Source organism: Streptomyces sp. NPDC048111 (genome assembly GCF_043202815.1).
Taxonomy (GTDB): Bacteria; Actinomycetota; Actinomycetes; order Streptomycetales; family Streptomycetaceae; genus Streptomyces.
The window spans coordinates 34,137-55,642 of record NZ_JBIDBD010000016.1 but is presented as its reverse complement, the minus strand read 5'-3'; the positions used below and the strand labels follow the sequence as shown (position 1 = coordinate 55,642).

Genomic DNA, 21,506 nt, shown 5'->3' with positions numbered 1-21,506 from the left:
ACGTTCCCCCGGTCCCGCCCGCGCCCTCCCTCTTCCCGGCCGCCGGTCACCCGGCGGCGCCGGGTCACCAGGAGACGACGACCTTGTCGCCGATGTGCACCTGGTCGAACAGGGCCGAGATCTTGGCCTTGTCCCGAACGTTCACGCAGCCGTGCGAGGCACCGTTGTAGCCGCGCGCGGCGAAGTCCGACGAGTAGTGCACCGCCTGGCCGCCGCTGAAGAACATCGCGTACGGCATGGCCGTGTGGTAGATCGTCGAGACGTGGTCGCGGCTCTTCTCGAAGACGCTGAAGACGCCCTCGCGGGTCGGCGTGTACTGCGAGCCGAAGCGGACGTCCATCGTCGACTGCACATGGCCGTCGATCACCCAGGACAGCGTGCGGCTGGTCTTGCTGATGCACATCACGCGGCCCGTCATACAGCGCGCGTCGAGCTTGGTGACCGGCTTGTTGACCGCCCGGCCCGCCAGCTCGTCCGCCGTCGGCTTCTTCGTCATGCCGAGCAGCCGGTCCCAGGTCACGGTGTCCGTGGACCCCGTGGCGGGCAGCCCGCGCTTGCCCTGGAAGCCCTTGACGGCGGCCGTGGTCGCGGCCCCGTACGTCCCGGTCGGGGTGTCGTCGAACCAGCCGATCTGGGCGAGCCGCGCCTGGAGCTCCTTGACCTGGGCGCCCTTCGACCCGGCGGCCATCACCACCTTGGGCGCGGGCCCGGCCGTCGCGCCCGCCGGGGAGCCCGAGGCCGCCGGCTTCCCGGCCGGCTTGCCGTCGTCGGAGGGCGAGGCGGAGGCGGAGGCCGGGCCGGAGGGCGTGGCCCGGGAGGACGCGGAGGCCGAGGGCGATCCCGGCGTGGCGGGCGCGCCCGCGCCGGCCGTGCCGCCCTGCGGCCCGCATCCCACGGCCACCGCGATGACGGCGGTCGCTGCGAGGGTCCTGGCTATGAGAGTGGTGCGTTGGTTCCGGCGCATCGGTCGCCCCCCTGTTCCTCTGTGTCCCCAGAGACAGATTCCCGGGCCCGATGGTTGCAAAAGCGGCCACCCGCATCACGAAAGCTGTGAGCAAGCTCCCAGGGTGCGCCTCTCCATCCGGCGCACGCCCCCCGCTACAGTCCGTCGCGAGGGTCGGGTACCAGCGAGTAGCAAAGCTCTAGCGGGAGGCACAGCACATGGCGCGCGAGTCGGAATCCGGGTTGCCCATCGAGCCCGTCTACGGACCGGAGACCCTCGCCGGCTGGGATCCCGCCGAGAAACTGGGCGAGCCCGGCTCGTACCCGTTCACCCGCGGGGTGTACCCGACGATGTACACCGGCCGGCCGTGGACGATGCGGCAGTACGCGGGGTTCGGCACCGCCGTCGAGTCCAACGCCCGCTACCAGCAGCTCATCGCCAACGGCACCATGGGCCTCTCCGTCGCCTTCGACCTGCCGACCCAGATGGGCCACGACTCCGACGCGGCCATCGCCTCGGGCGAGGTCGGCAAGGTGGGCGTCGCCATCGACTCCGTCGACGACATGCGGATCCTGTTCGACGGCATCCCTCTGGACAAGGTGTCGACGTCGATGACGATCAACGCCCCGGCGGCGCTGCTGCTCCTGATGTACCAGCTGGTGGGCGAGGAACAGGGCGTGTCCGCCGACCGGTTGACCGGCACGATCCAGAACGACGTGCTGAAGGAGTACATCGCGCGGGGCACCTACATCTTCCCGCCGAAGCCCTCGCTGCGGCTGATCGCCGACATCTTCAAGTACTGCCGCGCCGAGATCCCCAAGTGGAACACCATCTCGATCTCCGGCTACCACATGGCCGAGGCCGGCGCCTCGCCCGCGCAGGAGATCGCGTTCACGCTGGCCGACGGCATCGAGTACGTCCGCACCGCGGTCGCCGCCGGGATGGACGTCGACGACTTCGCGCCGCGGCTCTCCTTCTTCTTCGTCTCGCGCACCACGATCCTCGAAGAGGTCGCCAAGTTCCGTGCCGCGCGCCGCATTTGGGCCCGGGTGATGCGGGACGAGTTCGGCGCCGAGAACCCCAAGTCGCTGATGCTGCGCTTCCACACGCAGACCGCGGGCGTGCAGCTCACCGCCCAGCAGCCCGAGGTCAACCTGGTCCGGGTGGCCGTCCAGGGCCTGGCGGCCGTGCTGGGCGGCACCCAGTCGCTGCACACCAACTCCTTCGACGAGGCCATCGCGCTGCCGACGGACAAGAGCGCGCGCCTGGCCCTGCGCACCCAGCAGGTCCTCGCCTACGAGACCGATGTGACCGCCACCGTCGACCCGTTCGCCGGGTCCTACGTCGTGGAGCGGATGACCGACGAGGTGGAGGCGGCGGCCCTCGCCCTCATGGAGCGCGTCGAGGACCTGGGCGGCGCGGTCAGCGCGATCGAACACGGCTTCCAGAAGGGCGAGATCGAGCGCTCGGCCTACCGCATCGCCCAGGAGACCGACTCCGGGGAGCGCGTCGTGGTCGGCGTGAACCGCTTCCAGGTCGAGACCGAGGACCCGTACGAGCCGCTGCGCGTCGACCCGGCGATCGAGGCCCAGCAGGCGGCCCGGCTCGCCACCCTGCGCGCCGAGCGCGACCAGGCCGCGGTGGACACGGCGCTCGCCGCGCTGAAGAAGGCGGCCGGCGGTACGGACAACGTCCTGTACCCGATGAAGGACGCGCTCAGGGCCCGCGCCACGGTGGGCGAGGTCTGCGACGCGCTGCGCGAGGTGTGGGGCACCTACGTGCCGACGGACGCGTTCTGAGCGGGACGGACACCCTGCGGGGGTGATCCCGGGCCGGGTGCCGGCGGTCCGGGACCGTGTCCCCGGTCCGGGCGGAACGGTCCGGTCCGCTCCATGAAACGCGTGTGACCGCTGTCGTACCCGCGTGCGACACTCGCCGCATGCTGGGTGTGCACGACCTTCCGACCTATCTCGCCGGCCTCGCACTGATCATCCTGTTGCCGGGCCCCAATTCGCTGTACGTGCTGTCCGTCGGCGCCCGCCGCGGGGTGCGCGACGGATACGCGGCGGCCGCCGGCGTCTTCACCGGCGACACGGTGCTCATGACGCTGTCCGCGCTCGGCGCCGCCTCGCTGCTGCAGACGACGCCGCTGCTGTTCGCGGCGGTGAAGTACGCGGGCGCGGGCTATCTGTGCTGGCTCGCGGTCGGCATGCTGCGCCAGGCGCGCGCCATGTGGCGCACCCGGCACGAGCAGGCGCAGGACGGCCAGGCCGCCGCGGCGGACGGGGCGGGCGAGCGCCCCTACCGGCGGGCGCTGATGCTGAGCCTGTTCAACCCGAAGGCGATCCTGTTCATGATCTCCTTCTTCGTGCAGTTCGTGCAGCCCGACTACGCCTACCCGGCCCTGTCGTTCCTGCTGCTCGGCGCGCTGCTCCAGCTCGGCAGCTTCCTGTACCTGTCGACGCTGATATTCAGCGGGACGCGTCTGGCCGCCGCCTTCCGCCGCCGCAAGCGCCTCTCGGCCGGTGCCTCGTCGGCGGCGGGCGCGCTGTTCCTCGGCTTCGCGGTGAAGCTGTCGCTCAGCGGGGTCTGACGGGCCGCCGGGTGAGCGCCCTGCGCAGCAGCGGGGTCGCCCGGCGTTCCACCTGGCGGTGCAGCAGCCAGGCCAGCAGCAGCATCACCGCGATGGTGAGGGCGAAGGTGGCCGGGGCGGGGATGCGCAGCCCGCGGTGCAGTACGCCGACGACCACCCAGCCCAGGTGTTCGTGCACCAGGTAGAACGGGTAGGTCAGGGCCCCCGCCACGGTGAGCCAGCGCCAGTCGGCCCACCGCAGGTGGCCGAGCGCGACGGCGCCGACCAGCGCGAAGCCCAGCGTGACGATGGCGATGATCACCGTGGCGTGCCGGTTGGAGAAGGCCCCCGGGTTCGGCCGGTGCCACAGACCGGCGACCGCCCAGTGCTGGCCGATGGCCCAGCTGACGGCGACGATGCCCCAGGCGGTGACGTCGCGCCGGTTGCGGTGCAGCAGGTACAGGCCCATGCCGCCGATGAAGAACGGCGCGTACTGGGGCATGAACACCGCGTCGAGGAAGGGCTGGTGGGCCGTCGCGGTGAGCGCCGCCGCCACGGTCCAGCCCGCGCAGAACAGCACCACCCGGCGCCGGGTCACCCCCGGCAGGACGACGCAGAGGGCGAACAGCGCGTAGAAGCGCAGCTCGGCCCAGAGCGTCCAGCACACTCCGAGCACCCGGGGCACCCCGAGAGGCATCTGGAGCATGGTCAGGTTGACCACGAACTCGCTCGGCGTCACGGCCCGGTAGACCACCCAGGGCAGCGCGAACACCGCGGTCACCAGGATCAGCGCGGCCCAGTACGCCGGGTAGAGCCGGGCCACGCGGGAGGCGAAGAAGGCGCGCAGCGGGCGGCCCCAGCCGCTCATGCAGATGACGAACCCGCTGATGACGAAGAAGATCTGCACCCCGAGGCAGCCGTAGGAGAACCACTCGTGGGCGGCGGGGAAGAGCTTCTTGGGGGAGGCGCCCCACCCCCGGCTGATGTCGCCGGAGCGCCCGCCGTAGTGGTAGAGCGCCACCATCAGGGCGGCCGCGAGCCGCAGTCCGTCGAGCGCCCGGAGCCGGGAGACCGGCGCCACCACCGGGTCGGGTGCGCCCGCGCGTGGCAGCGGCGGCCCGCCGTCGGTGCTGCGTACCCGGGGCAGGGTGTTGGTCACGGCGTCTCTCTTCCCGGCGTTCCGCCGCGGCCCGTCCGGCCCCGGCGTCGACAGAGTAGGACCGCCGGGAGCCGAACCGCCGCCCGGGCAAAGGGAGTTCCGCTGACCGCCGCGCCCCGTTCACCTCGCGCCGCGACGGGTTCGCCCGGACGTCGGTTTCGGCGTCAGGGGCGCCGGACGCCCACCGAGGTGAGGTAGGCGTCGAGACCGGCGGCGCTCTCGCCCGCCCAGCCCACGTAGCCGTCGGGCCGGATCAGGAACAGACCGCGTCCGTACGCCGCGTACGGACCCAGTGCGTGCACCCGGACCTGGTCGAGGTCGAGGTCGAGCGCGGGGGCCGGCGTGTCGACGGCGAGCAGGGTGAAGTGCGGACCGCGCAGCAGGTCGAAGATCCTGCCCTCGGGCAGCGGCCCGTCCGGCGCGCGGTCGCCCGCCTCCAGGCAGCCCGCCCGGCCGGCCGAGAGCGGACCGCCGCGGTAGTGGAGGGCGAGCTGCGACACCTCGTCGGGGCGGCGGCTGTTCTCGCCGGTGAGGAAGGTGCGGTGCAGCCGGGTGGTCATGCCGAGCACGCCGGCCGCGACGGCCCTGCGCTCCTGCTCGTAACTGTCGAGCAGAGCGTCCGGCGCGCCGTGGCGGAGCACCTGGGCGAGCTTCCAGCCGAGGTTGTACGCGTCCTGGACGCTGGTGTTCAGGCCCTGGCCGCCGGCCGGGGAATGGATGTGCGCGGCATCGCCCGCGATCAGGACGCGGCCCGCGCGGTAACGCTCGGCGAGCGCCGCGCGCGGGCGGAAGTCGGAGGCCCAGCGCACCTCGATGACCTGCGCCTCCGTGACGGGCGTGCGGGAGGCGAGCAGCTTGCGGACGCCCGCCGCGCTGGTGTCGGGGACCGCGTTCGCATCGGCGTACTGGGCGATCAGCTGGAAGAGCCCGGCCTCGCCGGGCAGCGGGCAGAGCGCCACCCCGCCGTCCGGACTCCCGTTCCACAGGTGCCAGTTGACGTCGTCCACGTCCGCGTCCGCGGTGACGGTCAGGTCCGCGACGAGCATCGGCTTCGGGTCGACGCTCTCGCCGTGCATCTCGATCCCGAGCGCGCGGCGCACGCCGGACCGCCCGCCGTCGCCCGCGACCAGGTAGCGGGAGCGGACGGTGCGGCCGTCGGCGAGGCGAGCGGTGACGCCGTCGGCGTCCTGGTCGAAGGACGTCATCCCGGCGCCGAACTCCACGGCGCCGCCGAGGCTCCTCAGGTGCGCGTACAGCAGCTCCTGGAAGCGGGACTGGCCGATCAGCAGACCGTCGGGGTAGGGGTCGCCCTCGCTGGGCGTGCCGCGCCCGATCATGTCCCACTCGCGGCCGCGCCCGGTGCCGTCGGGCCCGACGCGGTCGAGCATCCGCGGATAGGCGCGGCCGGCCGCGCGCACACTCCCGGCGAGCCCCAGGTCGTCGAGCACCTCCAGGGTGCGCGGCTGGAGGCCCTTGCCGCGGGAGCCGGGGAAGAGCCGGTCGGACCGCTCGACGAGGACGGCGGGCACGCCCCGGCGGGCGAGGTCGATGGCGAGCACGAGCCCGGTGGGACCGGCGCCGACGATCAGCACGTCGGTACGGACGGAACCCGCTTCCTTAACAGCGTTAAATTCCATGCCTCGAAGCTTGCGCTTAACGGTGTTAAATTGTCAAGGTGGCTACGACGAAGATCGACCGGGCGCAGGTCGCCGACACCGCGCTGAGGCTCCTGAACGAGGTGGGCCTCGACGGGCTCAGCCTGCGGGCCATCGCCAAGGAGCTGGGCGTCCAGGCGCCCGCCCTGTACTGGCACTTCAAGAACAAGCAGGCGCTGCTCGACGAGATGGCGACGGTGATGTACCGGAGGATGGCCGCGGACGGAGTGCCCGGTGCCGGCGAAGCCACGTGGCAGGACCAGCTGCGGGCCGTCAACCGCGCCCTGCGCGCGATGCTGCTCGCGTACCGGGACGGCGCGAAGGTGTACGGCGGCGCCCGTTTCACCGGCACCGAGCACGCGCGGTCCATGGAGGTCTATCTCGAACGGATGCGCCGGGAGGGCTGGGAGCTGCGCGACGCGGTACGGGCCGGCACGCTCGCGTACGCCTACACGATGGGCTTCGTCGCCGAGGAGCAGGGCAGTGTGCCCCGGCCGGGCGAAGGGGGCGAGCCCGTCGACCTGGCGGCCCGCGCGGAGCGCCTGGCCGCCTACCCGCTGGCGGCGGCGGCCGGCACGGAGATCTTCGAGTCGTTCGACGAGCGGTTCGAGGAGGGCCTGAACGTCCTGGTGGCGGGTATCGAGGCCAGCTATCAGCCGCGCCGCTGACGGCGGCCGGGGTCGGCAGCGGCGTCAGCGGCGCCGGCGGGCCAGCGTGCGGGCGCGGCGGGCGATCCGGCGCACGGTCGCGTTGCGCGGGACGAACCCCAGCTGGGAGGGGAGCGCGCCCGGCAGGGCGAGCACGGTCAGGCGGCGGCGCTTGAAGTACCGCCAGGTGTGCGCGTCCAGGGACGTGGCGAGGTACCGCTCGGCCGCACCCCGCAGATCGGGCCGCAGCTCAGGCTGCATCGCGTACCCCACCGCGCCGATCAGCCCCGGCAGGTCGACGGAGGGTGGCGTCCCGCCCTCCAGGGGCGCGAGGAGGGCGTCCGCGATCGTCACCGGCACCCGGTTGCTGTTCTGGTAGGGCGCGAGCCGGTCCAGGAGCAGCTCCGTGCCGACCCGGGCCACCGGGATCCCGTAGAACGCCGACGCCGTCAGGAGGGCCGTCGAGAAGCAGCCCACCACCAGTGCGGGGGAGAGCCGCTCGTACAGCACCTCCGCCAGCAACGGGCGCTCCAGAACCGTCAGTTGGGCGCCGAGGGCCGCCGCCTCCGCCACCAGGGCCGCCGCTCCGGCGGGCGGGGCCGAGGGGTGCGGCTTGAAGACGATCCTGCGCAGGCCCCGCGCCACCGCGCCGCGCACCATCCGCAGATGCAGCTCCTCCTCCTCGGCCGGGGTCAGGATGGACAGCGCGGAGAGGTACTGGCCGAGGAGCAGCGCCATCGGCTCGCCGTCCGCCGTGACGCCCAACTCGTCCTCGAACGCGGCCAGTTCGGAGACGGTCTTCAGGAAGGCCGCCGTCGGCACCGTCTCGCCCGGCACCGCGAACTCGCCCAGCAGCAGCGGACGCAGCTCGGGCACCAGGTCGAGGTGGAGCACCCGGCGCACCCGCCCGCCGATCAGCGGGTCCAGCTTGTTGCGGGTGGGGCCGTACGTCATCAGGCCGTCCGCGTAGACGGTCACGGGCGCGTCGGGGAAGAGCTGGGCCACCGCCTGCGCGGGGTTGACCTGGATGGATTCGAGGGCGAGCTCGATCCGGTCGTCCCCGAGGTCCCACAGGGCCCTCAACTGCCGTTCCCACAGCGGAGCGTCGTCGGGCCGGGGCGACCAGCCGCCCGGGTGGAACGGGGCGATCGTGTCGTTCCAGGAGAGCACCCCGTCGAAGTGCGCGCGCAGCCGTGCGAAGCCGGGCATCGTGTCCAGCGGCGCCGACGTCTCGGGCACGGCGGCGTTGTCGCTGACGAGCAGCAGCCGCCGGTCCGCCGCGGGGAAGCAGCCGCTGTCCAGGGCGGCGGCCAGCGTGGCCACGCCGTACAGGGTGGACGCCGCGAAGATCTGGGTCGTACGCATCAGGCAGCGGCCCCCGCCCGTGAGACGGCCGGGCGGTGGCGCAGCTGGCGCAGGCGGGCGGCGCGGCGCGCGTCCATCGCGTTCAGCGCGTCCTTGAGGTGGTCCTGCGGCAGCCGCCGCAGTGCCCCGGCGCTCAGGGACCGCAATTGTCTGGCCACGGCCGGTTCGAACCTTTCGATGCTGCTCATGTGGTGGGAAATGATCGCGCAATACGTCCGCACGGCTTTCGGGAGGAGTTCGTCCGCCTGCGGGTCCTGCGCCGTCTCCGCGATCACCTGGTCGAAAGCGCGAAGGAAATCGAGTTGCCGTACATCGCCGATCTGCGTCAAAGAGGAGGCGACCCCGCGGCGGTAGAAAACACCCAAGTGACCCGTTACCGCGAACGAATCCGCCTCGCGGTGCAGGCGCCATATCCACGGCCGGTCCTCGGCGGTGCGCAGCCCGTCGGTGAAGTGCAGCAGCCCGCGGTCGGCCAGCCTGCGGTGGTACATCCCGGCCCAGGCGAACGCGTAGTCCACCGAGGTGGAGCGGGTGGCCGGCAGGATCGCCTCGCGGGGCGACATCACCTCACCGCGCCGGCCGTGCGGTACCCGGTGCACCGTGCGCTCCCGGCCGGTCACCTGGACGTGGTCGGTGCGCAGGAAGTCGCACCCCAACTCCTCCATCACGGACAGGAGTTGGGCGAAGTGACCGGGCGCGGTCCAGTCGTCACCGTCCAGGTACGCCAGATACTCGCCGCGGGCCGCGTCCAGGCCCGTGTTGCGGGCGGTGGCCAGGCCGCCGTTGCGTTCGTGTCTGAGCAGCACCGCCCCGGGCAGCTCGCGCTCGGCGCGTTCGAGCAGCTCGATCGTGCCGTCGGACGAGCAGTCGTCGACGAGCAGGAACTCGAAGTCGTCGCGGGCGTTGGCGCGCAGACTCCTGAGGGTGTCGGATGCGTAGGCGCGCACGTTGTAGAACGGCACGATGACGGAGAGCTTGACCACGGCGGTGACGCTAAGCGGGTCGTCCGTCATTCGTCCTGTCCGCCACCAAGATGCCGGGTGAACGAACGGCGGCGGGATTGTTAACCGGCCCGCCCGGGCGCACCGCGTGCCGTCAGTAGTCGCGCTGTTAACCCGTTGTTGCAGTCGAGTTGGGCCGCGAATCCGCACGGCTTCCTAGTTTCTACGGCGTGCCATCACGTACCGATTCACAGCTGCGGATCGCGGTTCTCGCGGATTCGGACACCCGGTGGAAATGGGGTGCGCTCACCGCACGCCGCCTCGCCGGACAGGCCCCCCGGACCGGGACCGCCGCCCCCGCCCCCGCCGCCCGCGCGATCGACGGCTTCCTGCTGCGCGGCCGTGCCACCCCCACCCCGCGCCAGCTGGCCGAGGTGGCGGCGGGCACGGACGCGCCGCGCGAAGTGACGATGGCCCAATTCCTGGACGTGATCGGCGACTTGGGCGCCGACGGTGCGGACGGGCGCGGCTACGACGTGGTCGTGCTCGCCCTGGTCGGCGGGGCCGCGCAGGCCGCGCTGCACGGGCTCGCGGCCCGGCTGCGCGGGCGCGCCCGGCGGCCCGTGGTCGTCACCGGCTATGTGGGCGTCGTCTACGAGAAGCTCGCCGACGGACTGCTCCTGCGGCACGGCGCGGACGTCGTACTCGCCAACTCGGCCCACGACGCGCGACGCTTCCGGGCGGTGTACGAAGGGGTGGGCGCCGACGCGTCCTCGGTCACCGAAGCCGCGCTGCCCTTCCTCGGCGGCCCCGCCCACCGGGCCGAGCCCGGCCGCGACACGGTCGTCTTCGCCGCCCAGCCCTCCGTCCCGGAGAGCCGCGCCGACCGGCGTTACCTGCTGTCCCGCCTGATCGGGCACGCGCGCCGCCACCCGGAGCGCGAGGTGGTCCTCAAGCTCCGCTCCAAGCCCGGCGAACACACCACGCACATCGAGGAACACCCCTTCCAGAAGCTCGCCAGGGGGCTGGACGCACCGGCCAACTTCTCCCTCGCGTACGGGAACATGGGCGACCTCCTCGACCGCACCGACCTCCTGGTGACGGTGTCCTCGACGGCCGCCCTCGAAGCCCTGCACCGCGGTGTGCCGACGGCCGTGCTCACCGACCTCGGCGTGCGCGAGGCCCTCGGCAACCACCACTTCATCGGCTCCGGCTGCCTCGCCTCCTGGGACCTGCTCGACACCGGCCACCGGCCCACGCCCGACCCCGGCTGGCTCGCCGCCCAGGGGGTGGCGCCGGGCGCCGCGTACGAGCGCGCCTTCGAGCAAGTCGGCGCGCGAGTGCGGGAGTTGGCCGCTCGTGCGAGCCTGCCGCCGCTCGCGCCGTACTACACCGCCGCCACCGCGCCCGGATATCTGCCGGGCATCCTCGCCCGCCACCGCCTGGCCCCCGACGGCACGGTGGCGGCGGGCGCGGCCCCGGCCGCCGAGCCCGGCGCGCTGCGCCGGGTGATCAGGGACGCCGTGCGCGACGCGGCGCGCGGTGCCTACCGCCACGGGGTGCAGCGGGTCGCGCCCGTCATCCGCCGGATGGGAGAGCTGTGATGGCCCCGAACGCCTCCGAGCGCCCCAGGGTGCTCGCCGTCATCCCCGCCCGGGGCGGCTCCAAGGGCGTGCCCGGCAAGAACCTGGCGCCGGTCGCCGGGGTGCCGCTGGTGGTGCGGGCCGTGCTCGCCTGCCGGGCCGCCCGCCTGGTCACCGACGTGGCCGTCTCCACCGACGACCCGGCGATCGCGGCGGCGGCCCGCGCGGCCGGGGCCGACGTGGTCGACCGTCCGGCCGGCCTCTCCGGCGACACGGCCACCAGCGAGGCCGCCGTCCTGCACGCCCTGGACGCCTACCCGGACACCGGGGCGGTGCTGCTCGTGCAGTGCACCAGCCCGTTCCTGACCCGCGAGGACGTCGAGGGCGTGGCCGCCGCGGTCGTCGAGGACGGCGCCGCGAGCGCCGTCACCGTCGCCCCCTTCCACGGCTTCCTGTGGCGCGAGGACGAGCTCGGCGGCGGCCGGGGCATGGGCCACGACAAGTCCTTCCGGCCCCGCCGTCAGGACCGCCCCCAGGACTTCCTGGAGACCGGCGCCGCCTACGCGATGGACGCCGAGGGCTTCCGCACCCACCGCCACCGCTTCTTCGGCCGCACCGCGCTGGTGCGCACCGACCCGGCCCGGGTCCTGGAGATCGACGAGCCGCACGACCTGGAGCGGGCCCGCGCGCTGGCCCCCGTCCTCGACCGGCGGCCCGCGCCCGCCCTGGCCGACGTGGACGCGGTCGTCCTCGACTTCGACGGCACCCAGACCGACGACAAGGTCCTCATCGACTCCGAGGGCCGCGAACTGGTCGCCGTGCACCGCGGCGACGGCCTCGGCATCGCCGCCCTGCGCCGGGCCGGACTGAAGCTCCTGATCCTGTCCACCGAGCAGAACCCGGTGGTCGCCGCCCGCGCCCGCAAGCTCAAGATCCCGGTGCTGCACGGCATCGACCGCAAGGACCTCGCCCTCAAGCAGTGGTGCGAGGACGAGGGCGTCGACCCCGCGCGCGTGCTCTACGCCGGCAACGACGTCAACGACCTGCCCTGCTTCGCGCTCGCCGGCTGGCCCGTCGCCGTCGGCAGTGCCCACGACTCGGTGCGCGCCGCGGCGCGTGCCGTCACCCGCGCCCCCGGCGGCGAAGGAGCGGTCCGCGAGATCGCCGCCTGGCTCCTGGGACCCGAACTCGACGTCCCCGGCTCCCCGTACGCCCCCGAGTCCCACCACACCCCCCTTCCCCACCACACCCCCGCCTGATTAAGGAAACGCCCTCATGAGCAACCGTCTGCGCACCCTCGGCAGCCGCATCGCGGGACCGGGCCGTCCCGTGTACGTCACCGGCGAGATCGGCATCAACCACAACGGCGACCTCGACAACGCGATCGCCCTGATCGACGCCGCCGCCGACGCGGGCTGCGACGCGGTCAAGTTCCAGAAGCGCACCCCGGAGATCTGCACCCCGCGCGACCAGTGGGACATCGAGCGGGACACCCCCTGGGGCCGCATGACGTACATCGACTACCGCCACCGCGTGGAGTTCGGCGAGGACGAGTACCGCGCCATCGACGCGCACTGCGCCGAGCGCGGCATCGACTGGTTCGCCTCCCCGTGGGACACCGAGGCCGTCGCCTTCCTGGAGAAGTTCGACGTGCCGGCCCACAAGGTGGCCTCCGCCTCACTGACCGACGACGAGCTGCTGCGCGCGCTGCGCGCCACCGGGCGCACCGTCATCCTCTCCACCGGCATGTCCACGCCGAAGCAGATCCGGCACGCGGTGGAGGTGCTCGGCAGCGACAACATCCTTCTGTGCCACGCCACTTCGACGTATCCGGCCAAGGCCGACGAGCTGAACCTGCGCGTGATCAACAGCCTGATGGCCGAGTACCCCAATGTGCCGATCGGCTACAGCGGCCACGAGACGGGCCTGCAGACCACCCTCGCCGCGGTGGCGCTCGGCGCCGCCTTCGTCGAGCGCCACATCACCCTGGACCGCGCCATGTGGGGCTCCGACCAGGCCGCCTCCGTCGAGCCGGGCGGCCTCACCCGACTGGTCCGCGACATCCGCACCATCGAGGCGGCGCTCGGCGACGGCGTCAAGAAGGTCTACGACTCCGAACTCGCCCCGATGAAGAAGCTGCGCCGCGTCGCCGGCGTGGTCGCCCAGGCCGAGGCCGCCGAGGCCGCCGAGGGCGGGGAGCGCGCCTCGGACCGCGCTCCGGCCGCGGTCTGAGGGGGCGGGCCCGCCGTGCCTCGGGACACCTCCGCCACCCTCGCCTTCGTGGAGAGCCCGGTCCAGCTGCTCAACGTCCTGGAGTGGGCGCACTCGCCGGGTCCGCTGCTCGACGGCGTACCCGCGCAGCAGCGGGGCGCGGCGCCCGACCTGTCGGGCCTGACCGTCGTGGTGCTCTCGCCGACCGACCCCATGTCGCGCGGCCAGCTGCGCCGGATGGCCGAGCTGGCCCGCGACGCGGGCACGAAGGTGCGCTGGGAGGAGGCCCGGGGCGGCCCCACGGCGCCGCTGGCCACCATCGGCGGGCTCACCCCCCTGCTGCGCCGGGCCGAGCGCGTCGTCATGGGCGATCCGTTCTCGCGCTACGTGCAGCTGCTGCTCACCGTCTCGCGCGCCCGTGACCTGGTGGTCGTCGACGACGGGACGGCCACCATGGAGTTCGTCCAGCAGCTCGCGCGCGGCGAACGCCTGGTGCGCTGGCACCGCCGCGGCAGCCGGGCCGGCCTGCGCGACCTGGTGTTCGCGCCGGTCTCCGCGGCCGCCCGGCGCCGCCTGACCCCGGCGCCGCGGCGCGGCGTGGAGGTGTTCAGCGCGATGCCGGTCGAGGCGCCCGACGGCGTCACCGTGACCCCCAACACCTTCGGCTGGACGCGGGCGGGCTTCGGGCCGCCGCGGCTGACCAAGGGGGCCGATCTGGTGGGGACCTCGCTGGTGGAGACCGGGGTGGTCGACCCGGAGAGCTATCTGGCCGCGGTCACCCAGCTGGCCCGTACGCACGGGGTGACCCGCTACTTCGCGCACCGCAGGGAGTCCGCCGAGAAGCTGCACGCCCTGCACGCCAGGACCGGGCTCGAAGTGGTGCGCCCCGATCTGCCGCTCGAACTCATCGCGCGGCGCGGCCCGGTGGGCCGTACGGTCCTGAGTTTCCCCTCCACCGTGGTGCACACCCTCCCGCTCGCCCTCGCGGGCACCGGGGTGCGCGTCGTGGTCTGCGACATCGACCCGCGCTGGCTCACCGAACGTGCCTCGCCGCGCGCCCAGGGTTTCCTGGACGGTGTGACGGGAACGGCGCGCAAGGCCCACGGACTGGCGACGGTGGCGGCCTGAGACCGGTGCCGCCTGCGGCCTCCTCCTGGAGGACGGCGGCGCCTCGCCCCGAGGAGGGAGCGCCCGTTCCAGGTCATCGGGCGGAAGAACGAAACACCTTACCCACGTGACGCGATCGACATGCGCCGCGCGACCAGCTTTCTTTCCCCTATGCGGCTGAACTTTTGTTGATCGCGAGCCAGTTGGACCGTCAAGAGGCCTACCCTCAACGAGTGAACCAGTTGATGTCCCGTGAGTCGTCCGAAGCCGATCAGCCCGGCGGAGCACCGCTGCCCGGCGAATTGAGCGAGGCCCTGTTCGCCGAACTCGTCGCCTTCCGGCGGGACTTGCACATGCACCCCGAGCTCGGCAACCAGGAGTTCCGCACCACCGCCGCGATCAAGGCCCGCCTCGAAGCGGCCGGCCTCGAACCGCGCGTGCTGCCCTCCGGCACCGGGCTCAGCTGTGACATCGGCAGCTGGGACGGCGTGCATCCGATGCTCGCCCTGCGTGCGGACATCGACGCGCTGCCCATCCCCGACGCCAAGACCGGCGTGCCCTACCGCTCCACGGTGCCCGACCGGGCCCACGCCTGCGGCCACGACGTGCACACCACCACGGTCCTCGGCGCCGGCCTGGTCCTCGCCGGCCTGCACCGCGAGGGCCTCCTTCCGGCCCCCGTGCGGCTGCTGTTCCAGCCCGCCGAGGAGGTGCTGCCCGGCGGCGCCGCCGACGCCATCGCGGCCGGCGTCCTGGACGGCGTGGGACGCATCATCGCGGTGCACTGCGACCCGCGCGTGGACGCCGGGCGCATCGGCCTGCGGCACGGCCCCATCACCTCGGCCTGCGACCGCCTGGAGGTCTCCCTGGACGGCCCGGGCGGCCACACCGCGCGCCCGCACCTGACGACGGACCTGGTGACCGCCGTGGCCCGGGTCGCCGCCGACGTGCCCGCGCTGCTGGCCCGCCGCATCGACGCCCGCGCGGGGCTCGCCCTGACCTGGGGCCGCATCGAGGCGGGCCACGCCTGCAACGTGATCCCGATGCACGCCGAGCTGGCCGGAACCGTGCGCTGCCTCGACCTCGCGGCCTGGCGCGACGCGCCCGACCTCGTACACGCCGCGATCGACGAGGTGGCCACCCTGCACGGGGCCAAATCGGAGATCAACTACGTCCGCGGGGTGCCCCCGGTCGTCAACGATCCGGTCGTCACGGAGCTGATCCACGACGCCATGGCGGCGCGCCGTGGCCTCCATGCGATCGAGGACACGGAGCAGTCACTGGGTGGCGAGGACTTTTCGTGGTACCTGGAGCACGTACCTGGGGCGATGGCCCGCCTCGGGGTGCGCACGCCGGGCTCGCACGCCCGCCTTGACCTCCATCGGGGTGATTTCGACGCGGACGAGACGGCGATCAAGGTCGGGGTCGAACTCTTCACCGCCGCGGCGCTCCTCGACGGCAACCGCTCGTAACCGGACACTTCATCCCCTGTTCGCGGCGATTCGATAACGGCTTACGAACAGGGCTTTACGCGACATCTACGCGCGTTACGATCCGACGCGAAACCAGCGCCGGTAGGGGCGCCTCGGTTCAGGTTTGAAGGGACCTCCTCTTGCGCCGGGTATCCAAGATCGCAGCGGCCGGTATCGCCACCGCCGCGCTCGCGCTTTCCGCCACCGCCTGTGGCTCCACGTCCTCGCAGAAGGACTCGGGCAGCTCCTCGTCGTCGACCGGCGGCAAGGGCGTCAAGATCGGTGTCGCGTACGACGTCGGCGGCCGTGGCGACCACTCGTTCAACGACTCCGCCGCGCGCGGTATCGACAAGGCCAAGGCCGAGTTCGGCGGCTCCGTCAAGGAGCTGACCGCCAAGACCACCGACACCGAGGCGGACCGCGAGCAGCGTCTGACCGACCTCGCGGGCGCGGGCTACAACCCGGTCATCGGCATCGGTTACGCCTACGCGAACTCGATGAAGAAGGTCGCGGGCAAGTACCCGAACGTCACCTTCGGCATCGTCGACTCCGTCGTCGAGGGCCCGAAGAACGTCGACAACATCGTCTTCACCGAGGAGCAGGGCTCCTACCTCGCGGGTGTCGCCGCGGCGCTGAAGACCAAGACGAACCACGTCGGCTTCATCGGCGGCGTCGACGTCCCCCTGATCAAGAAGTTCGAGGCGGGCTTCAACCAGGGCGTCAAGGACACCAAGCCGGACGTCAAGGTCGACAACCAGTACCTCTCGCACGGCTCGGACACCTCCGGCTTCGCCAGCCCCGACAAGGGCAAGGAAGCCGCGCAGGGCATGCTCGACAACGGCGCCGACGTGATCTACACCGCGGCCGGCTCCTCCGGCACCGGTGCGATCGAGGCCGTCGCGGGCAAGAAGGGCGCCTGGGCGATCGGTGTCGACTCCGACCAGCACGAGCAGGCCTCGCTGTCCAAGTACAAGAACTCGATCCTGACCTCGGTCGTCAAGAACGTCGACATCGGCGTCTACGACCTGATCAAGTCGATCAAGGACGGCAAGCCGCTGGTCGGCACCAACAGCTACCCGCTGGCCAAGGGCGGCGTTTCGCTCGCCACCAGCGGTGGCTACATCGACGACCTGAAGTCGCAGCTCGACGCGGCCCAGAAGAAGATCGTCGACGGCTCCATCAAGGTCAAGACGACCCCGTGACCCACGGCGGTCCCTGACCGCCCCCGTCACTCCTCGGCCCGGTGAGCAGGGACCGCCCTGCTCACCGGGCCGTAACGAAGTGTCAACTCTACGCGCGTAGGCCGGAGTTGGCGCGCCGTGAGTGTGCTGAACTACTACGCCGGGGGCCCGGCGTGGCACATCAGTACGCTTTCCGGCTTCCCCGGAAGCTCCCCGCCCCCCTGCTCCTGCCCACGAGGAGAGTGCGCCATCAACGCGTCCAGCCCTCCCGCCGTCGAACTGCGCGGCATCACCAAACGATTCCCCGGTGTCGTCGCCAACAAGGACATCGACATCACCGTCCGCAAGGGCACCGTGCACGCCCTGTGCGGTGAGAACGGCGCCGGCAAGTCGACCCTGATGAAGATCCTCTACGGCATGCAGAAGCCGGACGAGGGCACCATCGCCATCGACGGCACCCAGGCCGCCCTCTCCAGCCCCGCGGACGCCATCGCGCTCGGCATCGGCATGGTCCACCAGCACTTCATGCTGGCCGACAACCTGACCGTCCTGGAGAACGTCGTCCTCGGCGGTGAGAAGCTGTACGGCATCGGCGCCAGGGCCCGCAACAAGATCAAGGAGATCTCGGACGCGTACGGCCTCGGGGTCCGCCCGGACGTCCTGGTCGAGGACCTCGGTGTCGCCGACCGCCAGCGCGTGGAGATCCTCAAGGTCCTCTACCGCGGCGCGCGCACCCTCATCCTCGACGAGCCGACCGCGGTCCTGGTCCCGCAGGAGGTCGAGGCGCTCTTCGACAACCTGCGCGAACTCAAGGCCGAGGGCCTGACCGTCATCTTCATCTCGCACAAGCTCGGCGAAGTCCTCTCCGTCGCCGACGAGATCACGGTGATCCGGCGCGGCACCACGGTGGGCACCGCCGACCCCCGCACGACCACCACCAAGCAGCTCGCCGAGCTGATGGTGGGCAGCGAGCTGCCCTCGCCCGAGACCCGCGAGTCGACCGTCACCACGACGCCGATGCTCCAGGTCGAGGGCCTGCGGCTGGCCGCCACCGACCCGGACGGCGTGGTGCGCGAGGTGCTGTCCTCGGTCTCCTTCACCATCCACAAGGGTGAGGTGCTCGGCATCGCCGGCGTCGAGGGCAACGGCCAGGCCGAGCTCGTCGAGGCCATCATGGGCATGCGCATCCCGGACGGCGGCGTCATCACGCTCGACACCACCGACATCTCCACCGCCCCCACGCGCAAGCGCCGCGAGAACGGCGTCGGCTACATCCCCGAGGACCGCCACCGCCACGGCCTGCTCCTGGAAGCGCCGCTGTGGGAGAACCGCATCCTCGGCCACGTCACCGAGAAGCCGAACTCCAAGGGCCCCCTGCTCGACAACAAGGCCGCGCGCCAGGACACCGAGCGGATCGTGCGCGAGTACGACGTGCGCACCCCCGGCATCGAGGTCACCGCGGCGTCGCTGTCCGGCGGCAACCAGCAGAAGCTGATCGTCGGCCGCGAGATGAGCCACAACCCCAAGCTGCTGATCGCCGCGCACCCCACCCGGGGCGTGGACGTCGGCGCCCAGGCGCAGATCTGGGACCAGATCCGCGAAGCCCGCCGTGAGGGCCTCGCCGTTCTGCTGATCTCCGCCGACCTGGACGAGCTGATCGGCCTGTCCGACACCCTGCGGGTGATGTACCGGGGCCGTCTGGTCGCCGACGCCGACCCCGCCACGATCACCCCCGAGGAACTGGGCTCCGCCATGACCGGCGCCGCCAGCGGCCACCTGGAGCACCAGCAGAACACTGGGGGAGAGGACCGATGAAGAAGCTCACCTCCCGCATCGACAAGGAGAAGCTGCTCCTCGCGATCGCGGCCCCCGTGCTCGCGCTCGTCGCGGCCCTTGTCGTCACCGCCCTGATCATCCTGGCCACCGGCAAGAACCCGTTCCCGGCCTTCAACGACATGCTGTCGTACGGCTCGGCGAGCGACAGCCAGGTCTACATCCTCAACAAGGCGACGACGTACTACCTGGCGGGCATCGCGGTGGCCATCGGCTTCCGGATGAACCTCTTCAACATCGGCGTCGACGGCCAGTACCGGCTCGCCGCGTTCCTGGCCGCCGTCGTCGGCGGCGCGATGAGCCTGCCGGGCATCGTGCAGATCCCGGTCATCATCATCGTCGCCATGCTCGTCGGCGCGATGTGGTCGGCGGTCGCGGGCATCCTGAAGGTCACCCGGGGCGTCAGCGAGGTCATCTCGACCATCATGCTGAACGCCATCGCGACCGCGATCATCGCCTATCTGCTCCAGCCCGACCGGCTCGGCCAGCTCGACGAGGCGGGCACGCTCGTCTCGACCAAGCCGCTCCCCGAGTCGTCGTGGTTCTTCACCATCGACATGGGCCCGGCCGGACAGCTGTGGGGCTTCATCGTCGTGGCCGTCCTGGTCGGTGTCGCGTACTGGTTCACGCTCGGCCGCACCCGCTTCGGGTTCGACCTGCGGGCGGTGGGCCAGTCCGAGTCCGCCGCCGCCGCGAGCGGTGCCAACGTCAAGAAGATGATCGTCACCAGCATGATCATCTCGGGTGCGGTGGCCGGTCTCGTCGGCATGCCGACGCTGCTCAACGACAGCCACCAGTTCGACAACAGCTTCCCGCTCGGCCTCGGCTTCACGGGCATCGCCATCGCCCTGCTCGGCCGCAACCACCCGGTGGGCGTCGCGCTCGCCGCCCTGCTCTGGGGCTACCTGGAGCGCACCACCGGCCACTTCGAAGTGATCGGCTACGACAAGGAGATCCTCGGCGTGATCCAGGGCGTCATCGTCCTGTGCGTCGTGATCGCCTACGAACTCGTCCGCCGCTACGGCCTCAAGCGCCAGCAGCAGCGCGTCGGCGCCGAGCTCGCGGCCCAGGCCGCCAAGACCGAGACGGAGGTGACGGCATGAGCGTCACGACCGATACGACCACGACCCCACCGCCTCCGGCCGGGGTCAAGCGGGGCAACGCCAAGCGCAAGTTCTCCCTCGCGCAGGTCCTGCTGATCATCGCGGGCGCGCTGATCCTCGTCTCCGCCGTACGCGTGATCACCGGCGCCGACCAGCTCACCAGCGAGGGCCAGATCAGCGCCGCGCTCGGCCTCGCCGTGCCGATCGGGCTCGCGGGCCTGGCGGGTCTGTGGTCCGAGCGGGCCGGCGTGGTCAACATCGGCCTCGAAGGCATGATGATCCTCGGCACCTTCGGGGCCGGCTGGGTCGGCTGGCAGACCAGCCCCTGGCTCGGCCTGCTCGCGGGCATCGGCTTCGGCGTCCTCGGCGGTCTGATCCACGCGGTCGCCACCATCACCTTCGGCGTCGACCACATCGTCTCCGGTGTCGCGGTCAACCTGCTGGCCCTCGGCGTCACGCAGTACCTCGCCAAGCTGTTCTTCAACGGCGGCGAGGCCCAGGTCAAGGGCGGCAACCCCAAGCAGTCCCCGCCGGCCGACTCGCTGCCCAGCTTCAGCATCCCGGGCCTGTCCTCGGGCCTCGAATCGCTCCAGAACCACCACTGGTTCCTGATCTCCGACCTCGCCGGCATCATCGGCGGTCTGGTCACCGAGGTCTCCTGGGTGACCGTCATCGCCGCCGCGCTCTTCGTCGGCACCTGGTGGGTGCTGTGGAAGACGGCCTTCGGCCTGCGGCTGCGCTCCTGCGGCGAGAACCCGATCGCGGCCGAGTCGCTCGGCGTCAACGTGTACTCCTACAAGTACGCGGCGGTCGCGGTCTCGGGCGGCCTCGCCGGTCTCGGCGGCGCCTTCCTCGCGCTGGTCACCTCGCACATCTACCTGGAGAACCAGACCGGCGGACGCGGTTACATCGGCCTCGCCGCGATGATCTTCGGCAACTGGCGTCCGGGCGGACTCGCCATGGGCGCGGGCCTGTTCGGCTTCTCCGACGCGCTCCAGCTGCGCAACGGCGGCACCACCGTGCACGCCCTGCTCCTGCTGCTCGTCGTGCTCCTCGCGGCCCTCGCGGGCTGGAAGGCGTACAAGAAGGCGATGCTCCAGGCCGCGATCAGCGCGGTGATGGCCGCGCTCATCCTGGTCTGGTACCTGGTCACCGACGACGTGCCCGGCGACTTCGTCGGCGCGACCCCGTACGTCGTGACGCTGCTGGTCCTCTCGCTCTCCGCCCAGCGGCTGCGGATGCCCAAGGCGGACGGCATGCGCTACCGGAAGGGCCAGGGCAAGTGACGCCGACGCCCGACTGGGACGCCCTGCGCACGGCGGCGCGCGAGGCCATGTCCCGTGCGTACGCGCCGTACTCGGGCTACCCGGTCGGCGCGGCGGCCCTGGTCGACGACGGGCGCACCGTGACCGGCTGCAACGTCGAGAACGCCTCGTACGGCATCGGCCTGTGCGCCGAGTGCGGGCTGGTCTCCGCGCTCCAGTTGTCCGGCGGCGGCCGGCTGACGCACTTCACCTGCGTGGACGGGCTCGGCGACGTGCTCGTACCGTGCGGGCGCTGCCGTCAGCTGCTCTTCGAATTCGGCGGCCCTGAGCTGCTGTTGGAGACCCCCGAGGGTGTGCTCACCCTGGCGGAGATGCTGCCCCAGGCCTTCGGCCCGGACCACCTGAAGTAACCTCGCGGCCCCCGCACAGCCCGTGCGGGGGCCGCTCCTTCAACTCCCCTCTATGCGCG

The 21,506-nt window shown here is 72.0% G+C and carries 18 protein-coding genes; 13 read left to right on the top strand and 5 right to left on the bottom strand.

Features of this window, described 5'->3' with window-relative positions; translation table 11 throughout:
* Window positions 1-64 precede the first annotated feature (64 nt).
* Window positions 65-964 carry a peptidoglycan-binding protein gene (locus ACGF3I_RS23615; protein WP_393135077.1) on the bottom strand — a complete coding sequence of 300 codons (900 nt, stop codon included), beginning with the start codon at window positions 962-964 and terminating at the stop codon, window positions 65-67.
* 197 nt (window positions 965-1,161) lie between these two features.
* On the opposite strand from ACGF3I_RS23615, the gene ACGF3I_RS23610 reads away from it, so the two are divergent.
* Entirely contained in the window at window positions 1,162-2,742 is a 1,581-nt protein-coding gene (locus tag ACGF3I_RS23610) for a methylmalonyl-CoA mutase (protein WP_393135075.1), read from the top strand.
* Window positions 2,743-2,882: 140 nt separating this feature from the next.
* Window positions 2,883-3,536 carry a leucine efflux protein LeuE gene (gene leuE / locus ACGF3I_RS23605; RefSeq protein ID WP_393135073.1) on the top strand — a complete coding sequence of 218 codons (654 nt, stop codon included), beginning with the start codon at window positions 2,883-2,885 and terminating at the stop codon, window positions 3,534-3,536.
* Here the strand turns inward: leuE and ACGF3I_RS23600 are convergent.
* A complete protein-coding gene (locus tag ACGF3I_RS23600) occupies window positions 3,523-4,674 on the bottom strand; it encodes an acyltransferase family protein (protein ID WP_393135071.1) in 1,152 nt (383 codons plus the stop codon). The genes leuE and ACGF3I_RS23600 overlap by 14 nt on opposite strands.
* A 164-nt stretch (window positions 4,675-4,838) precedes the next feature.
* Entirely contained in the window at window positions 4,839-6,311 is a 1,473-nt protein-coding gene (locus tag ACGF3I_RS23595; RefSeq protein ID WP_393135069.1) for an FAD-dependent monooxygenase, read from the bottom strand.
* Window positions 6,312-6,349: 38 nt separating this feature from the next.
* On the opposite strand from ACGF3I_RS23595, the gene ACGF3I_RS23590 reads away from it, so the two are divergent.
* Entirely contained in the window at window positions 6,350-6,997 is a 648-nt protein-coding gene (locus tag ACGF3I_RS23590) for a TetR/AcrR family transcriptional regulator C-terminal domain-containing protein (protein ID WP_393135067.1), read from the top strand.
* 24 nt (window positions 6,998-7,021) lie between these two features.
* Here ACGF3I_RS23590 and ACGF3I_RS23585 read toward each other — a convergent pair whose 3' ends face one another.
* Both ACGF3I_RS23585 and ACGF3I_RS23580 read right to left on the bottom strand, forming a co-directional pair.
* The gene (locus ACGF3I_RS23585; protein ID WP_393135065.1) at window positions 7,022-8,341 is read right to left on the bottom strand and encodes a polysialyltransferase family glycosyltransferase; all 1,320 of its coding nucleotides are present in this window, start codon (window positions 8,339-8,341) and stop codon (window positions 7,022-7,024) included.
* Entirely contained in the window at window positions 8,341-9,324 is a 984-nt protein-coding gene (locus ACGF3I_RS23580) for a glycosyltransferase family 2 protein (protein WP_393135233.1), read from the bottom strand. Before ACGF3I_RS23580 ends, ACGF3I_RS23585 begins: the two co-directional genes overlap by 1 nt.
* A gap of 188 nt (window positions 9,325-9,512) precedes the next feature.
* Between ACGF3I_RS23580 and ACGF3I_RS23575 the strand changes: the two genes are divergently transcribed.
* From ACGF3I_RS23575 to ACGF3I_RS23530, 10 genes are all read left to right on the top strand, one after another.
* Window positions 9,513-10,886: a DUF6716 putative glycosyltransferase gene (locus ACGF3I_RS23575; RefSeq protein ID WP_393135063.1), complete on the top strand. Its 1,374-nt coding sequence runs from the start codon at window positions 9,513-9,515 to the stop codon at window positions 10,884-10,886.
* Window positions 10,886-12,124: a cytidylyltransferase domain-containing protein gene (locus ACGF3I_RS23570; protein ID WP_393135061.1), complete on the top strand. Its 1,239-nt coding sequence runs from the start codon at window positions 10,886-10,888 to the stop codon at window positions 12,122-12,124. The genes ACGF3I_RS23575 and ACGF3I_RS23570 overlap by 1 nt, the downstream gene beginning before the upstream one ends.
* A 16-nt stretch (window positions 12,125-12,140) precedes the next feature.
* Window positions 12,141-13,097 (top strand): N-acetylneuraminate synthase family protein, encoded by a 957-nt coding sequence (locus ACGF3I_RS23565; RefSeq protein ID WP_393135060.1) that lies wholly within the window; start codon window positions 12,141-12,143, stop codon window positions 13,095-13,097.
* A gap of 15 nt (window positions 13,098-13,112) precedes the next feature.
* On the top strand, window positions 13,113-14,204 hold the full coding sequence (locus ACGF3I_RS23560) for a hypothetical protein (RefSeq protein ID WP_393135058.1): 1,092 nt from the start codon (window positions 13,113-13,115) through the stop codon (window positions 14,202-14,204).
* A gap of 224 nt (window positions 14,205-14,428) precedes the next feature.
* Entirely contained in the window at window positions 14,429-15,655 is a 1,227-nt protein-coding gene (locus ACGF3I_RS23555; protein ID WP_393135231.1) for an amidohydrolase, read from the top strand.
* Between the two features lie 140 nt (window positions 15,656-15,795).
* On the top strand, window positions 15,796-16,857 hold the full coding sequence (locus tag ACGF3I_RS23550; protein WP_393135056.1) for a BMP family protein: 1,062 nt from the start codon (window positions 15,796-15,798) through the stop codon (window positions 16,855-16,857).
* A gap of 228 nt (window positions 16,858-17,085) precedes the next feature.
* Window positions 17,086-18,651, top strand: a complete 1,566-nt coding sequence (locus ACGF3I_RS23545) for an ABC transporter ATP-binding protein (protein WP_393135229.1) — start codon at window positions 17,086-17,088, stop codon at window positions 18,649-18,651.
* Window positions 18,648-19,772 (top strand): ABC transporter permease, encoded by a 1,125-nt coding sequence (locus ACGF3I_RS23540; protein ID WP_393135054.1) that lies wholly within the window; start codon window positions 18,648-18,650, stop codon window positions 19,770-19,772. Before ACGF3I_RS23545 ends, ACGF3I_RS23540 begins: the two co-directional genes overlap by 4 nt.
* A complete protein-coding gene (locus tag ACGF3I_RS23535; protein WP_393135052.1) occupies window positions 19,769-21,058 on the top strand; it encodes an ABC transporter permease in 1,290 nt (429 codons plus the stop codon). Before ACGF3I_RS23540 ends, ACGF3I_RS23535 begins: the two co-directional genes overlap by 4 nt.
* Window positions 21,055-21,447 carry a cytidine deaminase gene (locus tag ACGF3I_RS23530; RefSeq protein WP_393135051.1) on the top strand — a complete coding sequence of 131 codons (393 nt, stop codon included), beginning with the start codon at window positions 21,055-21,057 and terminating at the stop codon, window positions 21,445-21,447. The genes ACGF3I_RS23535 and ACGF3I_RS23530 overlap by 4 nt, the downstream gene beginning before the upstream one ends.
* Window positions 21,448-21,506: the final 59 nt, after the last annotated feature.

Bases quoted from the DNA above. Each gene is read 5' to 3' on its own strand.
- ACGF3I_RS23615 (WP_393135077.1), bottom strand. From the start codon at position 964: ATGCGCCGGAACCAACGCACCACTCTCATAGCCAGGACCCTCGCAGCG.
- ACGF3I_RS23610 (WP_393135075.1), top strand. From the start codon at position 1,162: ATGGCGCGCGAGTCGGAATCCGGGTTGCCCATCGAGCCCGTCTACGGA.
- leuE (WP_393135073.1), top strand. From the start codon at position 2,883: ATGCTGGGTGTGCACGACCTTCCGACCTATCTCGCCGGCCTCGCACTG.
- ACGF3I_RS23595 (WP_393135069.1), bottom strand. From the start codon at position 6,311: ATGGAATTTAACGCTGTTAAGGAAGCGGGTTCCGTCCGTACCGACGTG.
- ACGF3I_RS23585 (WP_393135065.1), bottom strand. From the start codon at position 8,341: ATGCGTACGACCCAGATCTTCGCGGCGTCCACCCTGTACGGCGTGGCC.
- ACGF3I_RS23570 (WP_393135061.1), top strand. From the start codon at position 10,886: ATGGCCCCGAACGCCTCCGAGCGCCCCAGGGTGCTCGCCGTCATCCCC.
- ACGF3I_RS23565 (WP_393135060.1), top strand. From the start codon at position 12,141: ATGAGCAACCGTCTGCGCACCCTCGGCAGCCGCATCGCGGGACCGGGC.
- ACGF3I_RS23555 (WP_393135231.1), top strand. From the start codon at position 14,429: ATGTCCCGTGAGTCGTCCGAAGCCGATCAGCCCGGCGGAGCACCGCTG.
- ACGF3I_RS23540 (WP_393135054.1), top strand. From the start codon at position 18,648: ATGAAGAAGCTCACCTCCCGCATCGACAAGGAGAAGCTGCTCCTCGCG.
- ACGF3I_RS23535 (WP_393135052.1), top strand. From the start codon at position 19,769: ATGAGCGTCACGACCGATACGACCACGACCCCACCGCCTCCGGCCGGG.